This is a genomic window from Chromohalobacter sp. 296-RDG, from assembly GCF_029889885.1.
GTDB lineage: Bacteria > Pseudomonadota > Gammaproteobacteria > Pseudomonadales > Halomonadaceae > Chromohalobacter.
The window spans coordinates 1-17,416 of record NZ_JARANY010000052.1; the positions used below are offsets into that span (position 1 = coordinate 1).

Sequence of the window (17,416 nt, forward strand, 5' to 3'; positions counted from 1 at the left end):
AGCTATACCGAGTCGTTCAGGCCGCAAGCTCAGACTGACGCTCAGGGTGCGGTTTTCGAAGAAATCGAAGGTAAACAGTGGGAGGCGGGGGTCAAGTACGCGCCTTCTTCCTGGGACGGTTACGTGAGTGCGGCGGTGTTCGATATCGAGGAATCTAACTCTTTTGTCACCCAGCGGACTGGAGATCAACAGCAGGGCGGCGAGACAACTTCTAATGGGTTTGAACTCGAGGGCGTGGGCTATCTCACGGATTCGCTGCAGTTGAAAGCCGCGTATACGTATACGGATGCACGCGACAAAGATGACCAGCGCAAGGAGCTTATCCCCCGTCATCAGGCTTCCGCGTGGCTGGATTACGACGTCACGGAAGGAGCCGTCAAAGGACTGAACGTGGGTGGTGGTGTACGTTATGTGGGCAAATCTGTGGCTAGCCCGGGTAGTAGCATCGATAGTGATGTACCGTCCTATACGCTGTATGACGCCATGGCGAGCTACGACTTTAATACGCACTGGACTGCTCAGATCAATGCCAACAACCTCACCGATGAAGAGTACGTTGCCAGCTGCGACTATTACTGCTATTACGGCGAGTCACGCAGCGTGATCGGCAGCCTCAAGTATCGCTGGTAAGCGTCAAGTTATAAGAAGTCAGAAAGAGAGAAGGTAAGGAAATGGCCCGGGATCTACCGGGCCATTTTGTTTGATCGTCATACTTCACGTGCCGATACTATTGTCTTCCATCTTCCATCTTCCATCTTCCATCTTCCATCTTCCATCTTCCATCTTCCATCTTTCCCTAGAGCTTCCTCAGCGACCACATGAAGTAGGCGCCGCCGATCAGCGAGGACATCAGGCCGGCGGGGATCTCTTGCGGGAACAACCACTGACGCCCCAGCCAGTCGGCCACCACCATCAATAGCGCACCCAGCAAGGCGGCGGCGAGCAGGTGAGTGCGTGCCCGCGATGCCCCCAGCAGGCGTGCCATGTGCGGTGCGAGCAGGCCAACAAAGGAAAGCGGTCCGACCACCAGGGTGGCGGCGGCGGTGAGCAGGGCGACGACGCCAAGCAAGGAAAGACGTGCCCGGTCGACGTTGACCCCCAGCGCGCGGGCGCTGGAGTTGCCCATCGGCAACAGGTCCAGCCAACGCGCCAGGCCTTGCAATGCCAGCGTCAGTACCACGGCGCTGGCCGCCACGACGATGGCCAGTGAGGTATCGACGTAATAGGTAGAGCCCGACATCCAGGCTAGAAGCTGCTGCGTGCGAGGGTCGCCGTTGGCGAGCACGATACTGCGCAGCGGATCGAACAGCGCAGTGATGGCGATGCCCGTCAACAGCACGCGCTCTGGCTGGAAACCGCTGCGGCGGTTGATCAGCAGCAGGACGCCCAACGTCGCCAACGCGCTCAGGGTGCCGGCGAGCAGTAGCACTGGCAGGCCTACGCCCGGTACGAACAGCACTACGCCGATCAGGCCGATGGCGGTGCCGCCGCTGATCCCCACGACTTCCGGGCTGGCCATGGGGTTGCCGGTCACGCGTTGTATCAAGGTCCCGGCCAAGGCCAACAGCGTGCCGGCGCCCGCCGCGGCCAGCGTGCGCGGCAAGCGCCATTCAAGCGTGGCGTGCCAGATCGACCACGAGGGCCAGGCCCAGCCATCGCTATTCTGGCCGAGCAACAAGGAAGCCGCGAGCGCGACCGCGAGCGCCAGCCCCAAGGCCATCAGCAAGCGGCCGGGATGCCGACGACGCGGCGCCGTCAGCATGGGCGCGGCATGCGGACGGTCTCCTCCCAATTTAAGGCGCGGAATTAGCCATAACAGCAGTGGCGCCCCCAGGGCGGCGGTGGTCGCGCCGGTGGGAATCATCGTGGGGAGCGCACCGGAAAAGCGCTGCAAGAGTTGATCGGTCGTGGTCAGCAACAAGGCGCCTAAAATCGGTGCCCACAGCAAGCGCTGGGGCAGCGTGCGCGCGCCCAGCAAGCGCACGATGGCCGGTGCCGCCAGGCCGATGAAACCAATGATGCCGATCACGCTGACCACACAGGCGGTGATGAAGACCGACAGACCCAGGCTCATCAGTCGTAGATGCTTTAGCGAGACACCCAGGCTGCGGGCGTTGACGTCGTCGAGCTCGAGGATCGCCAGTGGGCGCAGCATGAGCCCGGCCAGCACCAGTGCGATGGTCAGGCGCGGGAGCAGATAGAGCACACCGTCCCAGCTATTCTGCGAAAGCGACCCCGCGCCCCACACCATCAGGCCACGTAACTCTTCCTGATTAAAGAGTATCAGCGTCGTGCTGACCGCTCCCAGGTAGAGATTGACCACCAACCCGGCGAGTACCACCACCATGGGCGCGAGGCCGCGTCGCCACGCCAGGGCGAATACCAGCCCCATGGCCAGGCCGCCGCCCGCCACGGCCACCCACTCGCGGCCGAGAACGAGCAGGCCGGGGGCGAACAGGGTGGCGAGCAACAAGGCAAGTTGCGCCCCGGTGGCGACGCCAAGGGTCGTGGGTGCGGCCAAGGGGTTGCGCAATACTTGCTGCATCAGGACCCCGGCGATGCCTAGGGCGCCACCGGCCAGCAGGGCGATGGTCCAGCGAGGCAGCCAGCTGTAGTGCGTCAGCAACTGGTCGATGTTGTCCTCGTCGGGGACGAACAGCGCCTGCGACCACTGCGCGACGGGTAATTGCGTCGCCAGCGAGAGACCGCTCAGGGCGAGACACACCAGCGCGAGCAGTGTGCAAAGCCGCGCGGGGGTCAGCACGAAATGCGGGAACGGCAAGGAACGGGAGATCCAGTCACGCATCGGGTGCCTCGTGGGTCGGCGGTGTTGCGGCCGCGTCGATAAGCGCCTGGCTCAGATGGTCGGCGAAGCGCGCCGCCGAGGGGGCGCCGCCGAAGCTCCATACGGGGGGCAGCGTGAGCACGTCGTCGCGACGCACGGAAGGTAAATGCTGCCACAGGGCGCTCGACGCGAGGCGCTCGTCGACGCCGACGGGCAGCGGCTCGATCACGACCAGGCGTGCATCATCGAGCTTGGCCAATGCTTCCAGGCCCACGGTGGCGAAGCCCCAGTAATTGGTGGCGTCCTGCCAGGCGTTTTCCAGGCCCAGGCGTTCCATGACTGCGTTGTAAAGACTATGTTCGCCGAACACGCGCACATGACGGTCGTCGATGAACTGCACGACGAGCAAGGGGCGGTCTTCAACCTCTTGGTGAGCGAGCGTTTGCCGCAAGAGGGCGAGGTGGGCATCCAGCCAGGCGAGCAGCGTGTCCGCCTCCGCCTCACGGTTGGCAATGGCGGCGATCTCGCGGGTGGCGTTTTTCAGTCGCGTCCACATGTCACTGCCGGGGCTATAAAGCGCCACGGTGTCGGTGGGGGCGATACGCTTGAGGCTGGGGGCCAAAGTACTGAACATTGGCGAGAGCAGAATACGGTCGGGGTCGAGCTGGGCCAGCAGTTCACGATTGGGTTGCGCGCGCAGGCCGATATCGACCACCTCGTCAGGTAGCGACGGTGCGCCCACCCATTCGCGGTAGGAATCCTTTTGCGCTACACCCACGGGCGTTACGCCAAGTGCCAACAGCGTTTCGGCGATGGTCCAGTCGACGGTGGCGATACGCGGCGTATCTGCGGCGCTGGCGGTATACGGCCCGGCGAGCAGCACCAGCAACGCCAAGGCAAGGAGGTGCAAGCGGAGATTGTCTCCGCGCATCGACAATGGCGTCACAGCGACTCCATCAATGCAGCACGGCGATGGGGTGCTCGCCGCCCGGGTGGGACATGACCCGCATGGGGATGCCGTAGATGGCTTCCAGGGTGGCATCGCACATCAAGTCGCGGGGCGCGCCCTGTGCAAGCACTTGTCCGCTGTGCAGTGCGATCAGGTGATCGCAGTAACGCGCCGCCATGTTGACGTCGTGCAGGACGATGATGACGCCTAGCCCCAGCTCGCGACACAGCGAGCGCACCAGCGCCAGCACTTCTACCTGATGCGCGATATCCAGTGCCGCCAGGGGTTCGTCCAACAGCAGAAAACGGCTTTCCTGAGCGAGCAGCATCGCCAGCCACACACGTTGGCGTTCGCCTCCGGACAGCGTATCCACCAGGCGGTCGGCGAAGGCTTCGGTGTGAGTCAGTGCGATGGCACGATCGATCTGCGTCTTGTCCTTGCCGTTGAGACGCCCCAGCAGGCCATGCCAGGGATAGCGCCCGAAGCCCACCAGCTCACGGCCAGTGAGGTTGTCGGCGCTGGGCAGATGCTGGGGCAGATACGCCACGTGGCGGGCGAATTCACGCGTCCCCCAATCGACGAGTGGGCGCTGATCGAGCCGAATATGGCCGCGACTCGGCGCTTGCTGCTGGGCGAGCATCTTGAGCAGGGTCGACTTGCCCGAGCCGTTATGGCCAATCAGCCCATAGACCTTGCCTTCTTCGAAGGCGAGGTCGGTAGGATGCAATAAGCACTGGCCATTGACCTCGAAGCTGGCAGCGTCGACGTTGAACATTACAGGTGAACCCCAAGCGGGAAAATCTTAGAGCGCAATCGTAATTCAAATAAGAACGGTTATCAAAAATCTAGAGGCGCAGGAATGGCCACCAGGCTCAGCAAGCGTGAGGCTGTCTCAGTGTACTGGCCCTCGAGCGTCGTGCCCGCTACCCAGCCGTCGCAGAGGGTGCGACGCAATTGCAGCGTGATATGTCCCGTGGCGGGGCGCCACTCGACGAGCGTGGCGTCCTGAAAGTAGAAACGCACGCCGATCAAGGGATACAACGCCTTGAACAGGCTCTCCTTGCTGGAAAATGCTAGGGTAGTGAACAGTGCCTGGGCGTCACGGTCGAGGCCATCACGCCACGCACATTCTTCCGGGGTGAGAATCTGCGCCGCCAAGCGCTCGGCGCGCGCGGGGCTCAATGGCGTTTCCGCATCGAGCCCCAATCCTTGCCATACGCCACGCGGCGCCGCCAGGGCGGCGGCGAAACCGCTGCTATGGGTGATGCTCCCTAGCGTGCCTTCGGGCCAGCAAGGCGCACGATCGTCCGCAATTCCCGGTACTTCGCCACGCCCTGTAGCGGCGTACAGTGCCTCCCGGGCACAAAGCCGCCCCGCCAGAAACTCGCCCCGGCGCTTGGCGATGGCCGTAGCCAGTTGTGCCGGTAATGCGATGCCTTGGGTGGCAAAGTCCGCTTCGCACACCGAGGGCGCCGTGAAATTCACTCCGCGCCAGGCCACGCCCGCCAGCGGGCGCGGCCAAGGCCACTGGGTTTGCCAGCTCTGACAACCGGCGGGGAGATCGCATACCTCGGGCATCGCTTAGCGGTCCACCAAGACAGCATCCAGCTCGACCGGCACCTCGTCATCGATCTGCTGATAGCCGAGTAACCCGAGCACGGTGCGTGCGGTCTGGTTCTGCATGATCGCGCGGCCATCCAGCGACACCGATTCGGCATTACGCACGTGAATCGCGCCTTCGCTCTCACGCGTGAAACGCACCTTCAGCGGCTCCTGCTGCGACGCATCGCCATCCTTTACGCTGAGCATCAGCGTCTTGGTACGGGACTCGCCCACGGGCAGGTCATCGAGCACTTGGGGATCGAGTTGCGTGACCACCGTGGTCAGCTTGGTATCCGACAGGCTCTCCATCCACGACGGCAACTCGCCCAGCTGATCGAGGATGTCGGTCTGATTGAGCCGCACCGGCAAGCGTAGCGTGCCATCTTCCGTAATATGCCCATTCATGCGCTTCAACGCGTGACGATGCGCCACCTCTGAGCCGGACGAGGTGATCTCGGTGATCGTCGCCTCGACGCGTGATTTCTCCGGATCGAACTGCCAATCCGCCTGCGCCACGCAAGGCAGCGCGACCACGCCCAACGCTGTCACCCAAGCAACACGACGCGCCATTCGCTTCATTTGATACATCACCAAACCCTCCATGGGATGGAATCACACTCCAGGAGCCAATCACCCCTAGTCTCGTTTATCGGCATCCGCTATGATACTGCCCCGTTGCGTCAGGGCCTATAGCTCAGTTGGTTAGAGCAGGGGACTCATAATCCCTTGGTCGGCGGTTCAAGTCCGTCTGGGCCCACCATTCCCAATACCCTTCCCTCACATCTAGCGTGATACTCAAAGGCTGCCACTAACCACTACCTCCTGCCATAGAACATCAGCCATTCCCTCTTTCGAGCAGATGCTTTCGACGGTTCGGCGCTATCATTGATTGCGTTGAGATCGCATAGGGAAGCTAGTATGGCATCGATCACGATTCGCAATTTGGACGAGCAGGTAAAGACTCAGCTTCGTATGGAAGCGGCCAGGCATGGTCACTCCATGGAAGAGGAAGTACGTATTATTCTTCGCAGTGCCTTGAGTCAACCTCAAAAAGAGGGGCAAGGCAGCCGTATACGGGAGCGTTTTGCGGCAGCGGGAGGTGTCGAGATGGCAGTGCCAGCCAGGTTTGATAAGCCTCGCGCTCCGGACCTCGACGCATGATCGTCCTGGATACCAACGTGTTATCCGAGCTTATGCGGCCCGAACCGGACGCGTGCGTCATCGCCTGGCTGGATAGTCAGGATGCGAGTGCCGTGACTATCTCCGCTATTACCGTGGCGGAAATTCTCTATGGCCTCGAGCGCTTGCCCAGCGGCAAACACCAACGCCGTTTCACCGCCATGGCCGCGGAGATGTTCGAGGAAGACTTTGCGGGTCGCATTCTGCCATTCGATGAGGTTGCGGCGGTGCACTAAGCAGAACAAGTGGCAATCAGTGAGCGTGCAGGCAGGGTGGTGCATGCTGCGGACGCTCAAATCGCCGCGATCTGTCGACAACATCACGCTACGCTGGCTACCCGCAACGTGAAGGACTTCGAGTCGATTGGTATCGACATACTCAACCCGTGGGAGCGTCGCCCGGTGCTAAGATCGTAGATGCCGGGCGATGCTCCCTCATGATTGGGGTGAGTCCAAGGGCAGCAAGGTTTCCCCGTGCCGAGTTTCATTGTCGTGGGTAACGACGCGTGAGGCGCGTAAAGGTATCTCGGGAATGACGCGACCCCAAGTCCGACTGTCACCGGAGGGGCTATCGCTCTCGCCTAACCTGCAAGTCTCCACCTTCCTGTTCAGCGTCAGCACGAGAACCAGGACGTTTGCGTTTAGACAAAAGTCTTTCTAGGCGCGATACAGAGTGAATACTAGTATACTAGTTGGCTCCTGAAAGGAGCCTCCGATGCCAGCGCCTGTATCTGCTAACGGGGAGCACAACAAATGACATATTCACTCTCAGCCATCATAGGCCGCACTCTGGTTGGTTCCGCTTTGATGGGAACGGCCATGTTTGCCGGACATGTCTACGCACAGAGCACGGCAACCATCAAGGTCGCGAGTTATTTTGCGGAAGACCACCCGCAAAACGTGGCTATTCGTGAGGAATTCAAACCGTATGTCGAGAGCCACTCCGACATGCAAGTCAAAATCTATCCGAACAGTTCGCTCGGTGATGAGCGGCAATACACCAATGGGGTCAGAACCGGCAGTATCGAAATGGCGATTGCCGGAATGGGGCTGCAGACAGCCAAGCCGCAAATCGGTTTCCCCGAGTGGCCGTTCCTGTTCGAAGACTATGATCAAGCACAGTCGATGCTGAATGGCCCTGTCGGCGAGAAGATCGATCCCTATTTTCGTGAGCTGGGTGTAGAGCCCTTGGCGTGGACGGCGAATGGCTTTCGCGTTTTCTCGAGCAAAGAAAAAATCGACAGCATGGACGACTTCGACGGCTTCAAATTGAGAATGCCTAATTTGGAGCTGTACGTGAAAGTGGGTCAGGCATTAGGCGCCAATGTGCAAACCATGGGGATGTCCGAAGTCTACCCGGCACTCGAACAGGGGGTGATCGACGGACAGGATAATCCCCTGGCCACGCTTTATCGCTCGGGGTGGTACGAGGTGCAGAACCACGTGCTGGAAAGCCGGCACATGTTCAGCCCCAACGTGTACCTGATGAACCAGCAGTTTTACGACAACCTGAGCGATGACGAGAAAGACGTCATCCAGGAAGCCTCTCGTCAATCCATGGAGATGGAGTGGCAGCTGATGCGCGAATCCGCCTCAGAGATCAAGCATGAGCTCGAGAAGGCTGGCCTGGAAGTGACGGAGCCGAGCCAGGCACTTCACGATGAAATGGTGAAAGCCGTTCAGCCGATCTATGACGACTTTTACAGTCAGTACGACTGGGCTGAAGACATGGTGAAGATGGTACGTGAAGGCTCCTGAGGCTCGTCATACGCATGCCATGCGAACTCCTGGAGTTCGCATGGCAAAACCGAGTGGACAAGAGGTGGTTTCATGTCGATGACGACCTTGTTCGGTTTCTTGAAAACATCCATCAGGCTGGCCATTGCCGTGGCCCTGGTGCTGATGGTGGGGTTTGTCTTTACCAATGTCGTGCTCCGCTATGCCTTCGACAGCGGACTGACATGGTCCAGTGAGGTGGCGCGATACCTCTTCGTATGGGTCGTGTTCCTGGGCTCCATCCTCGCCGTGGTGGAACATAGCCACCTGGGCGTTGATATCCTGGTGCGCCATATTCCCGGCTGGCTTCAGAAGCTGCTGTTCCTGCTGACGACGGTCCTGACCGTGGCGGTGATGACGCTCGTGGTCAAAGGACTGCTGGTCCTGATCGAACTGAACGTGGGGATTACCGGGCCCGCCACCGATATTCCCATCAACAATTACTACTATGCCGGCATGATCGCGGCCATTCTGATGTCCGCAGTGATGGCGTACCAGGCGTTGAGCTTCGTCCTGACCGGCCGCAATGGCCCCACATGGGCATACGATCATGACCAGGAGTCGGTGTCATGATGGTCGTCGTCTTTCTCGCCGTGCTGTTCTCGTTGATGTTGATCGGCATGCCGATCGCCTTTGCCATGCTCAGCTCCGCCGTGGTGATGATGTGGACTCAGGACATGTTCAATGTCACGACATTGGCCGAGCATTTCATCACCGGGGCCAATAGTTTTGCCTTGATGGCCATTCCTTTTTTCATCCTGACCGGCGAGATCATGAATGCCGGGGGCGTTTCCAAGCGCATCGTCGACTTTGCCTCGTCACTGGTGGGCCATGTGAAAGGCGGCCTGGGCTATGTCGCCATCGTGGCCGGCGTGATCTTTGCTGGGTTATCCGGCTCCGCCGTTGCCGATACCGCAGCGCTGGGCTCGATCCTCATTCCCATGATGGTGGCACAAGGCTACGAGAAAAAGCGCTCGACTGCCCTAGTGGCGTCCGTCGGCATCGTGGGCACCGTGATTCCGCCGAGCATTCCCTTGATTCTTTACGGGGTCGTGGGCGGCGTCTCGATTACCGGGTTGTTCATGGGTGGCATCGTGCCCGGAATTCTCATGGCGATCGGCATGACGTTCACTTGGTGGCTGGTTGCTCGAAAAGCCGATACACAGAGACTCGAGCGTGCAAGTTGGCAGGCGCGCTTCCGAAGTTTCAAACGTGCCTTTTGGGCCTTGCTATTGCCCCTCATCATTATTGTCGGGCTGCGTGGTGGCGTGTTTACACCGACCGAGGCGGGCGTTGTTGCAGCGGTATATGCTTTCGTTATCAGTCTCTTCTACAGAGAAATCCGCCTGACGCAGATTTTCGATGTGCTCACCAATACCGCCAAGACGACGGCCATCGTGATGCTGATTGCCTCGGCCGCCATTGTCACGGCATATGCAATCACGGTAGCGCAGGTTCCCACCCAGATCGCGGCAGGGCTCACGAGTATTACGGATAGCCCGACACTGATGCTCTTGATCATCATGGTCATACTGCTGCTGTTCGGCTGCGTGATGGATATGACGCCCGCCGTGCTGATTTTCGCGCCCGTGCTTATCCCAGTGGTCGAGCAGCTCGGTATCGATCCCATCTACTTCGGTGTTGTGATGATCATCAACCTCTCCATCGGCTTGATCACACCGCCGGTGGGCACGGTGCTCTATGTGGGCTGCAGCATCAGCCGAATCAGCATCATCGACATTTCGCGTGGCATATGGCCGATGCTGTTGATGTACGTGGCGATCCTGTTTGCACTGATTCTCTTCCCCGAGATCGTGACCTATCCCTTAAGTATTCTGCACAACGGTTGAATGATGGAGCTGACATGAAAAGAAGCATGCCACGTAGACGGCGCTACGATCAGGCACTGAGCATCGCGGAACTTGCCGAGATCGCACGCCGACGGCTTCCGAACTTCGTCTATGAATACATTCATGGTGGCGCCGACGACGAAGTCAGCCTGCTGAACAATCGAGCCGTCTTCAATCGCTACCGGTTCACGCCCAAGACGTTGACCGATGTCAGTCAGCGGGATCTCAGCCGAGACCTGTTGGGCCACCGGATGAGCATGCCGGTCGTGATCGGACCGACGGGGTTCAACGGCATGATTACACAGGATGGAGATTCCAAGTTGGCTCGCGCTGCGGCGGACCGGGGCATTCCGTTCACGCTGAGCAATGCCTCGACCGAGCCGCTGGAGGAGATCGCCAAGGTCCCCGGTGGATGGCCATGGATGCAGATCTACTTCTATCGCGACCATGACTACGTAGAGAAGTTGGTAAACCGTTGCCGTGAGTCAGGTTACGACACCATCGTCGTGACCACGGACAGCGCCATCTACGGCAACCGGGAATGGGACACGCGCAATTACGCGCGTCCCTTCGTGCTCAATTGGCGTAACAAGCTGCATGTGTTGAGCAGACCGCGCTGGATGAAGGATGTGCTGTATCCGCATGGCGTGCCGACCTTCAAGAACCTGGGGGATCTGTTGCCGCCCGAGGATTCCTCCGTGCAGGGCGCGGCTGCCGAGATAGGCAAGCATTTGATGCCCTCCCTGAACTGGGAGGACATTCGCTGGCTGCGGGATAACTGGTCCGGCAATTTGCTGATCAAGGGCATCCTGTCGGCGGAAGAAGCCCGCACGGCGGTGGAATACGGTATCGATGGCATCGTGCTGTCCAACCATGGCGGACGCCAACTGGACAGCTCTGTCTCGCCGATGGAGATCCTCCCCGACGTCAAGGTGGCCGTGGGTGATGCGCTCACCATCTTGCTGGACGGTGGCTTCAGGCGCGGCAGCGATATTCTCAAGGCGGTACTCCTGGGAGCAGACGCGGTGCTGCTCGGCCGAACGACGCTCTACGGGCTCGGCGCAGGCGGCCAGGCGGGCGTCGATCATGCACTTGGCTTACTGTACAAGGAGATGGATCGCACCCTGGGGCTTCTCGGATGCAGCAACCTGCAGGAACTCGACTGCTCCTTGATACGCGATTCGCACGTACCGACAACGGTTAGCCCCGCATAGGGCGGAAGGGTAGGATGGGCGGTAACCGAGCGTCATGGGCCGCGTTAACCAGGAGTCAAAAGCATGATGAAAGGGGTGCAGGAACGGTCGTCGAGTGATCGTGCCTATAGCGATATACGCGACAAGATCATTACCACCGTACTGAAACCTGGTGAAAGGATTCATGAAAAAGCGCTGTCGGAAGAGTTCGGCATCAGTCGCACGCCGATTCGCGAAGCCCTGATGCGGCTGCGCTACGACGGTTTCGTCGATATCTTCGCCCAGCGCGGCACGTTCGTGACGCCTATCCGACTCGAGGTGGTCAAGGCGGCTCATTACACCCGTTCGGTATTGGAATGCGCTTTGATACGCGATGCCGCCGCTCAATGCAGCGACCGCGATGCTCAAGATTTATACGACAATCTTGAGCATCAGCGGCTAGTGTATCGGCAAGGGCAATACTACAAGATCGAAACCCTCGACGAAGAGCTTCATCAAAAGATTGCCGATATCGCTGGGCGACCATCAGTGTGGCAAATCATTTATCACGTTCAGCTGCATATCAATCGAGTCCGGATGCTTTTTCTCAACGAAGAACGCGTGCCCGCGATCGTCGAGGAACACACGCGGATTATTGATGCCATCGCCAAGAGCGCCCCCGACGCTGCGGAAAGCGCTATGAAAACGCATTTGCAGTACATGGATGAGAACATCCAGAAGCTGGCCGAAAGTTACTCGGAATATCTTTCTTGATTGGCCGTGCCCCAGGCGTATTACACAGGCGCTGCCTTTGACAGCTATTCATGGATAGTTGCAAAGGAGCATGGCCGGTGATGCTGAGGAAAGAAGGGCGAGTCGCGTTGATTGAGGTGGATGTCGCAACGAAGACAATGACCCGTATGTAGGTACTTACCATGGCTGCGAATTTCAACAACAAGTGTCATTCGCCATGGTCTATACCGCTGCCATCGTACTGAGCCTCATCGGCTACTTCATCATCGGCAACCTGGCCGGCCGCCGGGTCAAGGATCTCGATGACTACCTGGTCGCTGGGCGTAATGCCCCCACGCTGATGATTCTCGGCACCTTGGTTGCCAGCTACCTGAGTACCAGCGCCTTCCTGGGCGAGACCGGTTTTGCCTACGATGGCTACCCCTTTGTCATGCTGATCTTCGCCGCCATCAGCACCTCGGGCTGTCTACTCGGTGCGCTGGTGTTCGGCCGCTATCTGCGTCGCAGCGGGGCGTTGACGGTGCCTGAGTTCTTCGGCAAGCGCTTTGCCTCGAAGCGCGTGCAGATGATCGCCGGGCTCACCACCGTCTTTGGCCTGGGGGCCTACCTGCTGGGCGTGATGCAGGGCGCCGGCATCATGTTCGAGGAACTCACCGGGCTGCCCTATTGGGCTGGACTGGTGCTGGTGTGGCTCACGTATACGGGGTTCATTCTCTACTCCGGTTCCCAGGGCGTGGTGCTCACCGACACCGTGATGTTCGTGATTTTCTCTGTCGCTGCGGTGGGCGGCTCGCTCTATATCATCAGCGACCTTGGGGGCTGGTCGGGGGTGATCGAGGGATTGCTGACGCAGTCCGACAAGCCCGGCATCGCGCTGTGGCACGGCGTGATCGAAGGCGAGGGCGCGACCTTCTCCTCGCCCGGTGAAGCGCTCATCTGGGGGCTGACGCTGGGACTAGTGTGGGCCACGGTGCTGGCGGCCAGCCCCTGGCAGTCGAGCCGCTATCTGATGGCGCGCAACGAGCACGTCGTGATGCGTTCGGCGATGCTCACCGCGGTGGTGCTGGCGATCTTCTATGCGCTGATGATGATGACCGGCGCAGCGATCAATCTCTATGACCCGACGCTCGACGGCGAGCGTGCCATGGTGTGGGCGGCGCTTAACGTGCTGCCGAGCTGGCTTGGCGTCATTATCCTTACCGGAGTGTTTGCTGCCGGGCTATCCTCATGCTCGACCTTTCTGTCGATCATCGGTTTCAGCCTTGCCCACGATATCCTGCCGTCTTCGCGCAGCGAGCGTAGTGCCATGCGGGCGAGCCGTATCGGTGTTCTGGCGGCCGGGTTGGTGGCACTGCTGCTGGCGCTCTTCCAACCGCCGGCGGTGATGGCGGTGGTGTGGTTTGCTGCCACGTTGTTCGCCTCTTCCTGGGGGCCGGTGGCGCTGATGAGTATCTGGAGCCGTCGGATTACCGCCGCCGGTGCCGGCTGGGGCCTAGGGGTCGGCTTCGTCGGCAACTTGATCCTGTCGCTGATGAAGCAGGCCGACTGGATCTCGCTACCCGTCTATCTCCACCCGGTTCTACTGAGTACTATCGTGGCGCTGGCGGCGATCGTAATTGCTTCCAGGTTGACCCGCGTCAGCCAGGCCGAGAGTGAGTACCGTGCCTTCCTGCATCGCAGCCCGGTGGAGAACGAGCGCAGTTGGGCGGCTGTCAGCCGCCGGGTAGCCGTGGTAACCATGCTTACCGGCGTCGTGGTGGGGGCCTTTTTGTGGTGGCAGTACGCCGATTCGCTGGCGGCGCTGGCCGGACGCTTTGCTGTAGCCGATAGCGTAGTGACGGGCGCCTACCTGCTGGCGACGGGGTGCGGCGTCATGCTGGTAATCGCCGGCGCCGTGGGCTTTTGGCTGGTAAGAGCACGCAGTGCAGATGCCGGTAGCGTCTGCATGGCGAACTCCTGAGTGGTTCTCTTGGCGCTGGTGATCGAGCTTCATCGCCAGCGCTAGTTCGTCGCCGGTCTTGTCAGCATTCCTACCATCGTTTTCTGCACCCGCCATCATGCAGGCCAGATCCCTCCTGAATAACGTAGGCTCAGCCAGCCCTTGTGCGATTTCCGTTCTCGGAGTTGTTGTCTGAGTCGCTGATAGCCGGCGGTTGGGTATAAACGTCGTGTAGCGTGACCGAGAAGCTGAAGATGACGTTTAGCATCACTCCGTGGGTATGTCGGTGGCTGACCAAGTGTTCGCCATGGGTGACTTTCGTCTACATGAGACCTTTGGTGTATTGCCTCTCCCGAACTGAATCTCTAGCTTGTTGTATGATGTATGACGTTACATGAGACAGGATTGATTCATTCGGTTCGAGCTACAGGATCAGACCTGAAGTGATGGGTTTTGAATATTGCGATTTGGTTTGCATCTCTACCGACTGAACGAGATGAAATCGAATGCAGTAAAGGTGCTTCGGCTGGAGGCATGTGGCAAGACGATGAGCTCAGAAAGGGGGAAATAATGAAGCTGCAAAAAACACTTTTGGGAATGGCTTGCATGGCAACGTTTGCTGCCAGTACTGCTCAGGCCGATTTTCCGAATCGCGATATTCGTGTCATCGTCCCTGCGGCTGCCGGCGGCGGCACTGACGCCATCGTGCGCAAAATCTCAAATCTTGCGGAAGATTCCGTACCGGTCTCGATGTACGTGGAAAACGTCGCGGGCGGCATGACAGCCACCGGCTTGCTTCAATTGATGGATGCGCGTCCGGATGGTTACACGATTGCGGCTATTACGTATGACAGCATCATCACGATCCCCTGGAAGGATATGCTGCCCGGCTTCGACATGGATCGGATGAAGATGATCGCTCGCATCACCCAAGAGGCCGATGCGATTACCGTGGCGGAGGATGCGCCTTATCAATCATTGAGCGATTTGATTGCAGCCGCCAAGGAAAATCCCGGCAGTATCCGTGTTGGCATCCAGAACATGGGGGCCAGAACGCACCTGACGCTGCTGCAGCTCCAGGAGCAGACAGGCGCCGACTTCAAGATCGTTTCCTACGATAACAGTGCAGCCACTCAGAAAGAGGCACTTCTCAACGGCGAGGTTGATGCGGTCGTTACTAGCCTGGGCGATCTCGCACCCTTGATCGAGTCTGGTCAGGCACGTGGCCTGGTCGAGTTCTCCGACACGCAGAACGAAGGTTTTCCTAATGTTCCGCCTGTAACGGAAACCGACACCGGATTGGATCTGCAAATGGGGAGCTTCATTACACTGGTGGCCCCTGAACGTACTCCTGACGATGTAATTGAGACACTGGAAGCGACCTATAACGAAGCTTACGAGAGTGACGAGTTCCAGCAATGGTTGACGCAAATCGGCGTGACGCCTGCCTGGTTGGGTTCCGACGATGTGACGCAATGGTCGCACGATACTCAACAGCGGCTCTTCGAGACCATGGATGATCTGGTCGAAAAGGGCGTGTTGGAAAAGTAAAAGTCCAATACGAGCTCATGCTGTCGCTGCGCCGTGCACATTGCATGGCGCAGCGGTTTTCCAACAGGTTCTGATATGTCCCCCAAACGGTTTTCCCTAGGCGGCGGGTTCTACGTTCCGGCAGTGCTGGCGATTATCACGCTTGCCTATCTGTTGTCAGCGATACAACTTGGTCCCCCGATGAAAGAGGGCAACATGACGCCTTCTTTCTTTCCTATAACGACAGCACTGATCATGCTGATCGCCCTGGTGTGCGTGATGGCACAAGAGGTTCGTCGAGCTCGCAGCAAGCATGGCGAGGAATCCGGCGAAGGTGAGGGCGGCGCTTCAGATGAGGATCAGGTGAGCAAAAGCATTGGTGGAATTTCGCTTGGCGCCATCAGCGTTGTTCTTCTTACAGCTTTATATCTGCTGGCCTTTGATTTGATCGGATATTTCGTATCGACATTCCTCTACGTGCTGATGCTGATGTTTCAGTTCGGTAGCGGTTCCGTGCAGAAGTGGCCGATGAAGCTGGTCGCCACGCTGATCATCACCGGAGCCGGATTCTTGCTGTTCGACGTCTTTTTCCAGGTTCGTCTGCCGACCCTGTGGAGTCAATGATCATGGAATCGCTATATGGACTGTTGGGTGGGTTTTCTGCCCTGGCCAATCCCGAAACGCTTCTCTATATGGTAGGCGGTTTCCTGATCGGCACGCTGTTCGGAGCAGTGCCGGGACTGACGTCAGTGCTAGCTATCGCGCTGTTGCTTCCCCTGACCTATAGCCTCGATGTCACCACGGCACTGGTGGCATGTGCCAGTATCTTCATGGCGGGCATGTGCAGCGGCAGCATCACGGCGACGACCATCAATATTCCTGGCGCGCCTTCATCGATGATGACGGCATTGGAAGGCTATCCGATGCAGCAGCGCGGCGAAGGTGCCAAGGCATTGGGCCATGCCGCGCTCGGGTCGATGATCGGGGGGTCCGTGGGGGCTCTGCTGTTGATGGTACTGTCTCCCCTGGCCGCCGATGTCGCCTTGCTTATTCGCACGCCCGGCAAGTTTTCCCTGATCGCCTTCGCACTCATCGTGATCATCATCTCCCAGCGCGGATCGATCACGAAGGGAATGATTGCCACCCTGCTCGGTGTCATGGTGGCTACTATTGGCATCGATGTAGTGCAACCGGTCGCGCGTTTCACCTTCGATAGCAGCGTGCTGGTTCAGGGGATCGACATGATGCCGCTGATCATTGGCACGTTCGCCATCAGTGAGCTGCTGATTCAAGCCGACAGCCGCAGTACTCGCACCGTGGACCCCAGCAAGCTGCAGGCCGCGAAGGTGCGTCGGCGCGACTTCATTCCGCCGCTGTCGGAAGTCCGGGAAATTGGCATTCTGCGCTATCTGAAGAGTGCGCTCATTGGCTACTCGGTCGGTATCCTGCCCGGCGCTGGCGGCTCGATGGCGGCTTTCGTCTCCTACGCAGAATCCATGCGTTCTTCGAAGCATCCGGAGCGATATGGCAAAGGGAATCCTGAAGGCATCGCATCTGCCGAATGCGCCAACAACTCCATGTGTGGCGGTGCTTTCGTCCCTATGCTCACCTTTGGGATTCCTGGCGATCCAACGACGGCCATCGTTCTCGGCGTGCTGGTGATCAATGGCCTGCAGCCTGGGCCTCAGTTCATGACCCAGCAGCTCGATCTGATCGCGCCGATGTTTGCCTCGCTGTTCGTTAGTGCCCTGATTCTGGTGCCTCTGACGCTCTTCCTGCTGGGGCCGTACTTCCTGAAGATCGTGTCGATTCGTCGCGACTTTCTCTACTCGAGCATCGCTGTGGTGGCGCTGGTGGGCAGCTATGTCGCGACCTACTCGAC

General features: G+C 59.2%; 17 protein-coding genes and 1 tRNA gene. 13 read left to right on the plus strand and 5 right to left on the minus strand.

What is annotated here, in order from left to right; genetic code table 11:
* A partial coding sequence (locus OP495_RS13940; protein ID WP_280570101.1) for a TonB-dependent receptor occupies nucleotides 1-630 on the plus strand: 630 nt, incomplete at its 5' end.
* Between the two features lie 166 nt (nucleotides 631-796).
* Here the strand turns inward: OP495_RS13940 and fhuB are convergent.
* The 5 genes from fhuB to OP495_RS13965 form a co-directional block, all read right to left on the minus strand.
* Entirely contained in the window at nucleotides 797-2,806 is a 2,010-nt protein-coding gene (gene fhuB, locus OP495_RS13945; RefSeq protein WP_280570104.1) for a Fe(3+)-hydroxamate ABC transporter permease FhuB, read from the minus strand.
* Nucleotides 2,799-3,731 carry an ABC transporter substrate-binding protein gene (locus OP495_RS13950; RefSeq protein ID WP_280570107.1) on the minus strand — a complete coding sequence of 311 codons (933 nt, stop codon included), beginning with the start codon at nucleotides 3,729-3,731 and terminating at the stop codon, nucleotides 2,799-2,801. The genes fhuB and OP495_RS13950 overlap by 8 nt, the downstream gene beginning before the upstream one ends.
* A 10-nt stretch (nucleotides 3,732-3,741) precedes the next feature.
* Nucleotides 3,742-4,509 carry an ATP-binding cassette domain-containing protein gene (locus OP495_RS13955; protein WP_280570109.1) on the minus strand — a complete coding sequence of 256 codons (768 nt, stop codon included), beginning with the start codon at nucleotides 4,507-4,509 and terminating at the stop codon, nucleotides 3,742-3,744.
* Nucleotides 4,510-4,571: 62 nt separating this feature from the next.
* The gene (locus tag OP495_RS13960) at nucleotides 4,572-5,312 is read right to left on the minus strand and encodes a 4'-phosphopantetheinyl transferase superfamily protein (RefSeq protein WP_280570110.1); all 741 of its coding nucleotides are present in this window, start codon (nucleotides 5,310-5,312) and stop codon (nucleotides 4,572-4,574) included.
* Nucleotides 5,313-5,315: 3 nt separating this feature from the next.
* Nucleotides 5,316-5,924 (minus strand): hypothetical protein, encoded by a 609-nt coding sequence (locus OP495_RS13965; protein WP_280570128.1) that lies wholly within the window; start codon nucleotides 5,922-5,924, stop codon nucleotides 5,316-5,318.
* A 95-nt stretch (nucleotides 5,925-6,019) separates the two neighbouring features.
* Here OP495_RS13965 and OP495_RS13970 point away from each other — a divergent pair.
* From OP495_RS13970 to OP495_RS14025, 12 genes are all read left to right on the plus strand, one after another.
* Nucleotides 6,020-6,096, plus strand: a tRNA-Ile gene (locus OP495_RS13970).
* 158 nt (nucleotides 6,097-6,254) lie between these two features.
* The gene (locus tag OP495_RS13975; RefSeq protein ID WP_280570112.1) at nucleotides 6,255-6,497 is read left to right on the plus strand and encodes a plasmid stabilization protein; all 243 of its coding nucleotides are present in this window, start codon (nucleotides 6,255-6,257) and stop codon (nucleotides 6,495-6,497) included.
* Entirely contained in the window at nucleotides 6,494-6,751 is a 258-nt protein-coding gene (locus tag OP495_RS13980) for a PIN domain-containing protein (RefSeq protein ID WP_280570115.1), read from the plus strand. The genes OP495_RS13975 and OP495_RS13980 overlap by 4 nt, the downstream gene beginning before the upstream one ends.
* Before the next feature lie 516 nt (nucleotides 6,752-7,267).
* Complete coding sequence (locus OP495_RS13985) at nucleotides 7,268-8,272, plus strand: TRAP transporter substrate-binding protein (protein ID WP_280570117.1); 1,005 nt, start codon at nucleotides 7,268-7,270, stop codon at nucleotides 8,270-8,272.
* Nucleotides 8,273-8,344: 72 nt separating this feature from the next.
* The gene (locus OP495_RS13990; RefSeq protein WP_280570120.1) at nucleotides 8,345-8,863 is read left to right on the plus strand and encodes a TRAP transporter small permease; all 519 of its coding nucleotides are present in this window, start codon (nucleotides 8,345-8,347) and stop codon (nucleotides 8,861-8,863) included.
* On the plus strand, nucleotides 8,860-10,140 hold the full coding sequence (locus OP495_RS13995) for a TRAP transporter large permease (protein ID WP_280561753.1): 1,281 nt from the start codon (nucleotides 8,860-8,862) through the stop codon (nucleotides 10,138-10,140). The genes OP495_RS13990 and OP495_RS13995 overlap by 4 nt, the downstream gene beginning before the upstream one ends.
* Nucleotides 10,141-10,166: 26 nt before the next feature.
* Entirely contained in the window at nucleotides 10,167-11,354 is a 1,188-nt protein-coding gene (locus OP495_RS14000) for an alpha-hydroxy acid oxidase (protein WP_280570122.1), read from the plus strand.
* Between the two features lie 63 nt (nucleotides 11,355-11,417).
* Nucleotides 11,418-12,086: a GntR family transcriptional regulator gene (locus OP495_RS14005; RefSeq protein WP_280561749.1), complete on the plus strand. Its 669-nt coding sequence runs from the start codon at nucleotides 11,418-11,420 to the stop codon at nucleotides 12,084-12,086.
* 196 nt (nucleotides 12,087-12,282) lie between these two features.
* Entirely contained in the window at nucleotides 12,283-14,025 is a 1,743-nt protein-coding gene (locus OP495_RS14010; protein ID WP_280570123.1) for a sodium:solute symporter family protein, read from the plus strand.
* Between the two features lie 549 nt (nucleotides 14,026-14,574).
* Entirely contained in the window at nucleotides 14,575-15,555 is a 981-nt protein-coding gene (locus tag OP495_RS14015) for a tripartite tricarboxylate transporter substrate binding protein (RefSeq protein WP_280561747.1), read from the plus strand.
* A gap of 75 nt (nucleotides 15,556-15,630) precedes the next feature.
* Complete coding sequence (locus OP495_RS14020; protein WP_280570125.1) at nucleotides 15,631-16,158, plus strand: tripartite tricarboxylate transporter TctB family protein; 528 nt, start codon at nucleotides 15,631-15,633, stop codon at nucleotides 16,156-16,158.
* 2 nt (nucleotides 16,159-16,160) lie between these two features.
* The coding region (locus tag OP495_RS14025) for a tripartite tricarboxylate transporter permease (protein ID WP_280570126.1) at nucleotides 16,161-17,416 on the plus strand (1,256 nt) is incomplete at its 3' end.

Excerpts from the sequence above, each read along its gene's own strand:
- OP495_RS14010 (WP_280570123.1), top strand. The coding sequence starts at position 12,283 with ATGGTCTATACCGCTGCCATCGTACTGAGCCTCATCGGCTACTTCATC.
- OP495_RS14015 (WP_280561747.1), top strand. The coding sequence starts at position 14,575 with ATGAAGCTGCAAAAAACACTTTTGGGAATGGCTTGCATGGCAACGTTT.
- OP495_RS13980 (WP_280570115.1), top strand. The coding sequence starts at position 6,494 with ATGATCGTCCTGGATACCAACGTGTTATCCGAGCTTATGCGGCCCGAA.
- OP495_RS13955 (WP_280570109.1), bottom strand. The coding sequence starts at position 4,509 with ATGTTCAACGTCGACGCTGCCAGCTTCGAGGTCAATGGCCAGTGCTTA.
- OP495_RS13965 (WP_280570128.1), bottom strand. The coding sequence starts at position 5,924 with ATGTATCAAATGAAGCGAATGGCGCGTCGTGTTGCTTGGGTGACAGCG.
- OP495_RS14020 (WP_280570125.1), top strand. The coding sequence starts at position 15,631 with ATGTCCCCCAAACGGTTTTCCCTAGGCGGCGGGTTCTACGTTCCGGCA.
- OP495_RS13995 (WP_280561753.1), top strand. The coding sequence starts at position 8,860 with ATGATGGTCGTCGTCTTTCTCGCCGTGCTGTTCTCGTTGATGTTGATC.
- fhuB (WP_280570104.1), bottom strand. The coding sequence starts at position 2,806 with ATGCGTGACTGGATCTCCCGTTCCTTGCCGTTCCCGCATTTCGTGCTG.
- OP495_RS14005 (WP_280561749.1), top strand. The coding sequence starts at position 11,418 with ATGATGAAAGGGGTGCAGGAACGGTCGTCGAGTGATCGTGCCTATAGC.
- OP495_RS13985 (WP_280570117.1), top strand. The coding sequence starts at position 7,268 with ATGACATATTCACTCTCAGCCATCATAGGCCGCACTCTGGTTGGTTCC.
- OP495_RS13975 (WP_280570112.1), top strand. The coding sequence starts at position 6,255 with ATGGCATCGATCACGATTCGCAATTTGGACGAGCAGGTAAAGACTCAG.
- OP495_RS14000 (WP_280570122.1), top strand. The coding sequence starts at position 10,167 with ATGCCACGTAGACGGCGCTACGATCAGGCACTGAGCATCGCGGAACTT.
- OP495_RS13960 (WP_280570110.1), bottom strand. The coding sequence starts at position 5,312 with ATGCCCGAGGTATGCGATCTCCCCGCCGGTTGTCAGAGCTGGCAAACC.
- OP495_RS13990 (WP_280570120.1), top strand. The coding sequence starts at position 8,345 with ATGTCGATGACGACCTTGTTCGGTTTCTTGAAAACATCCATCAGGCTG.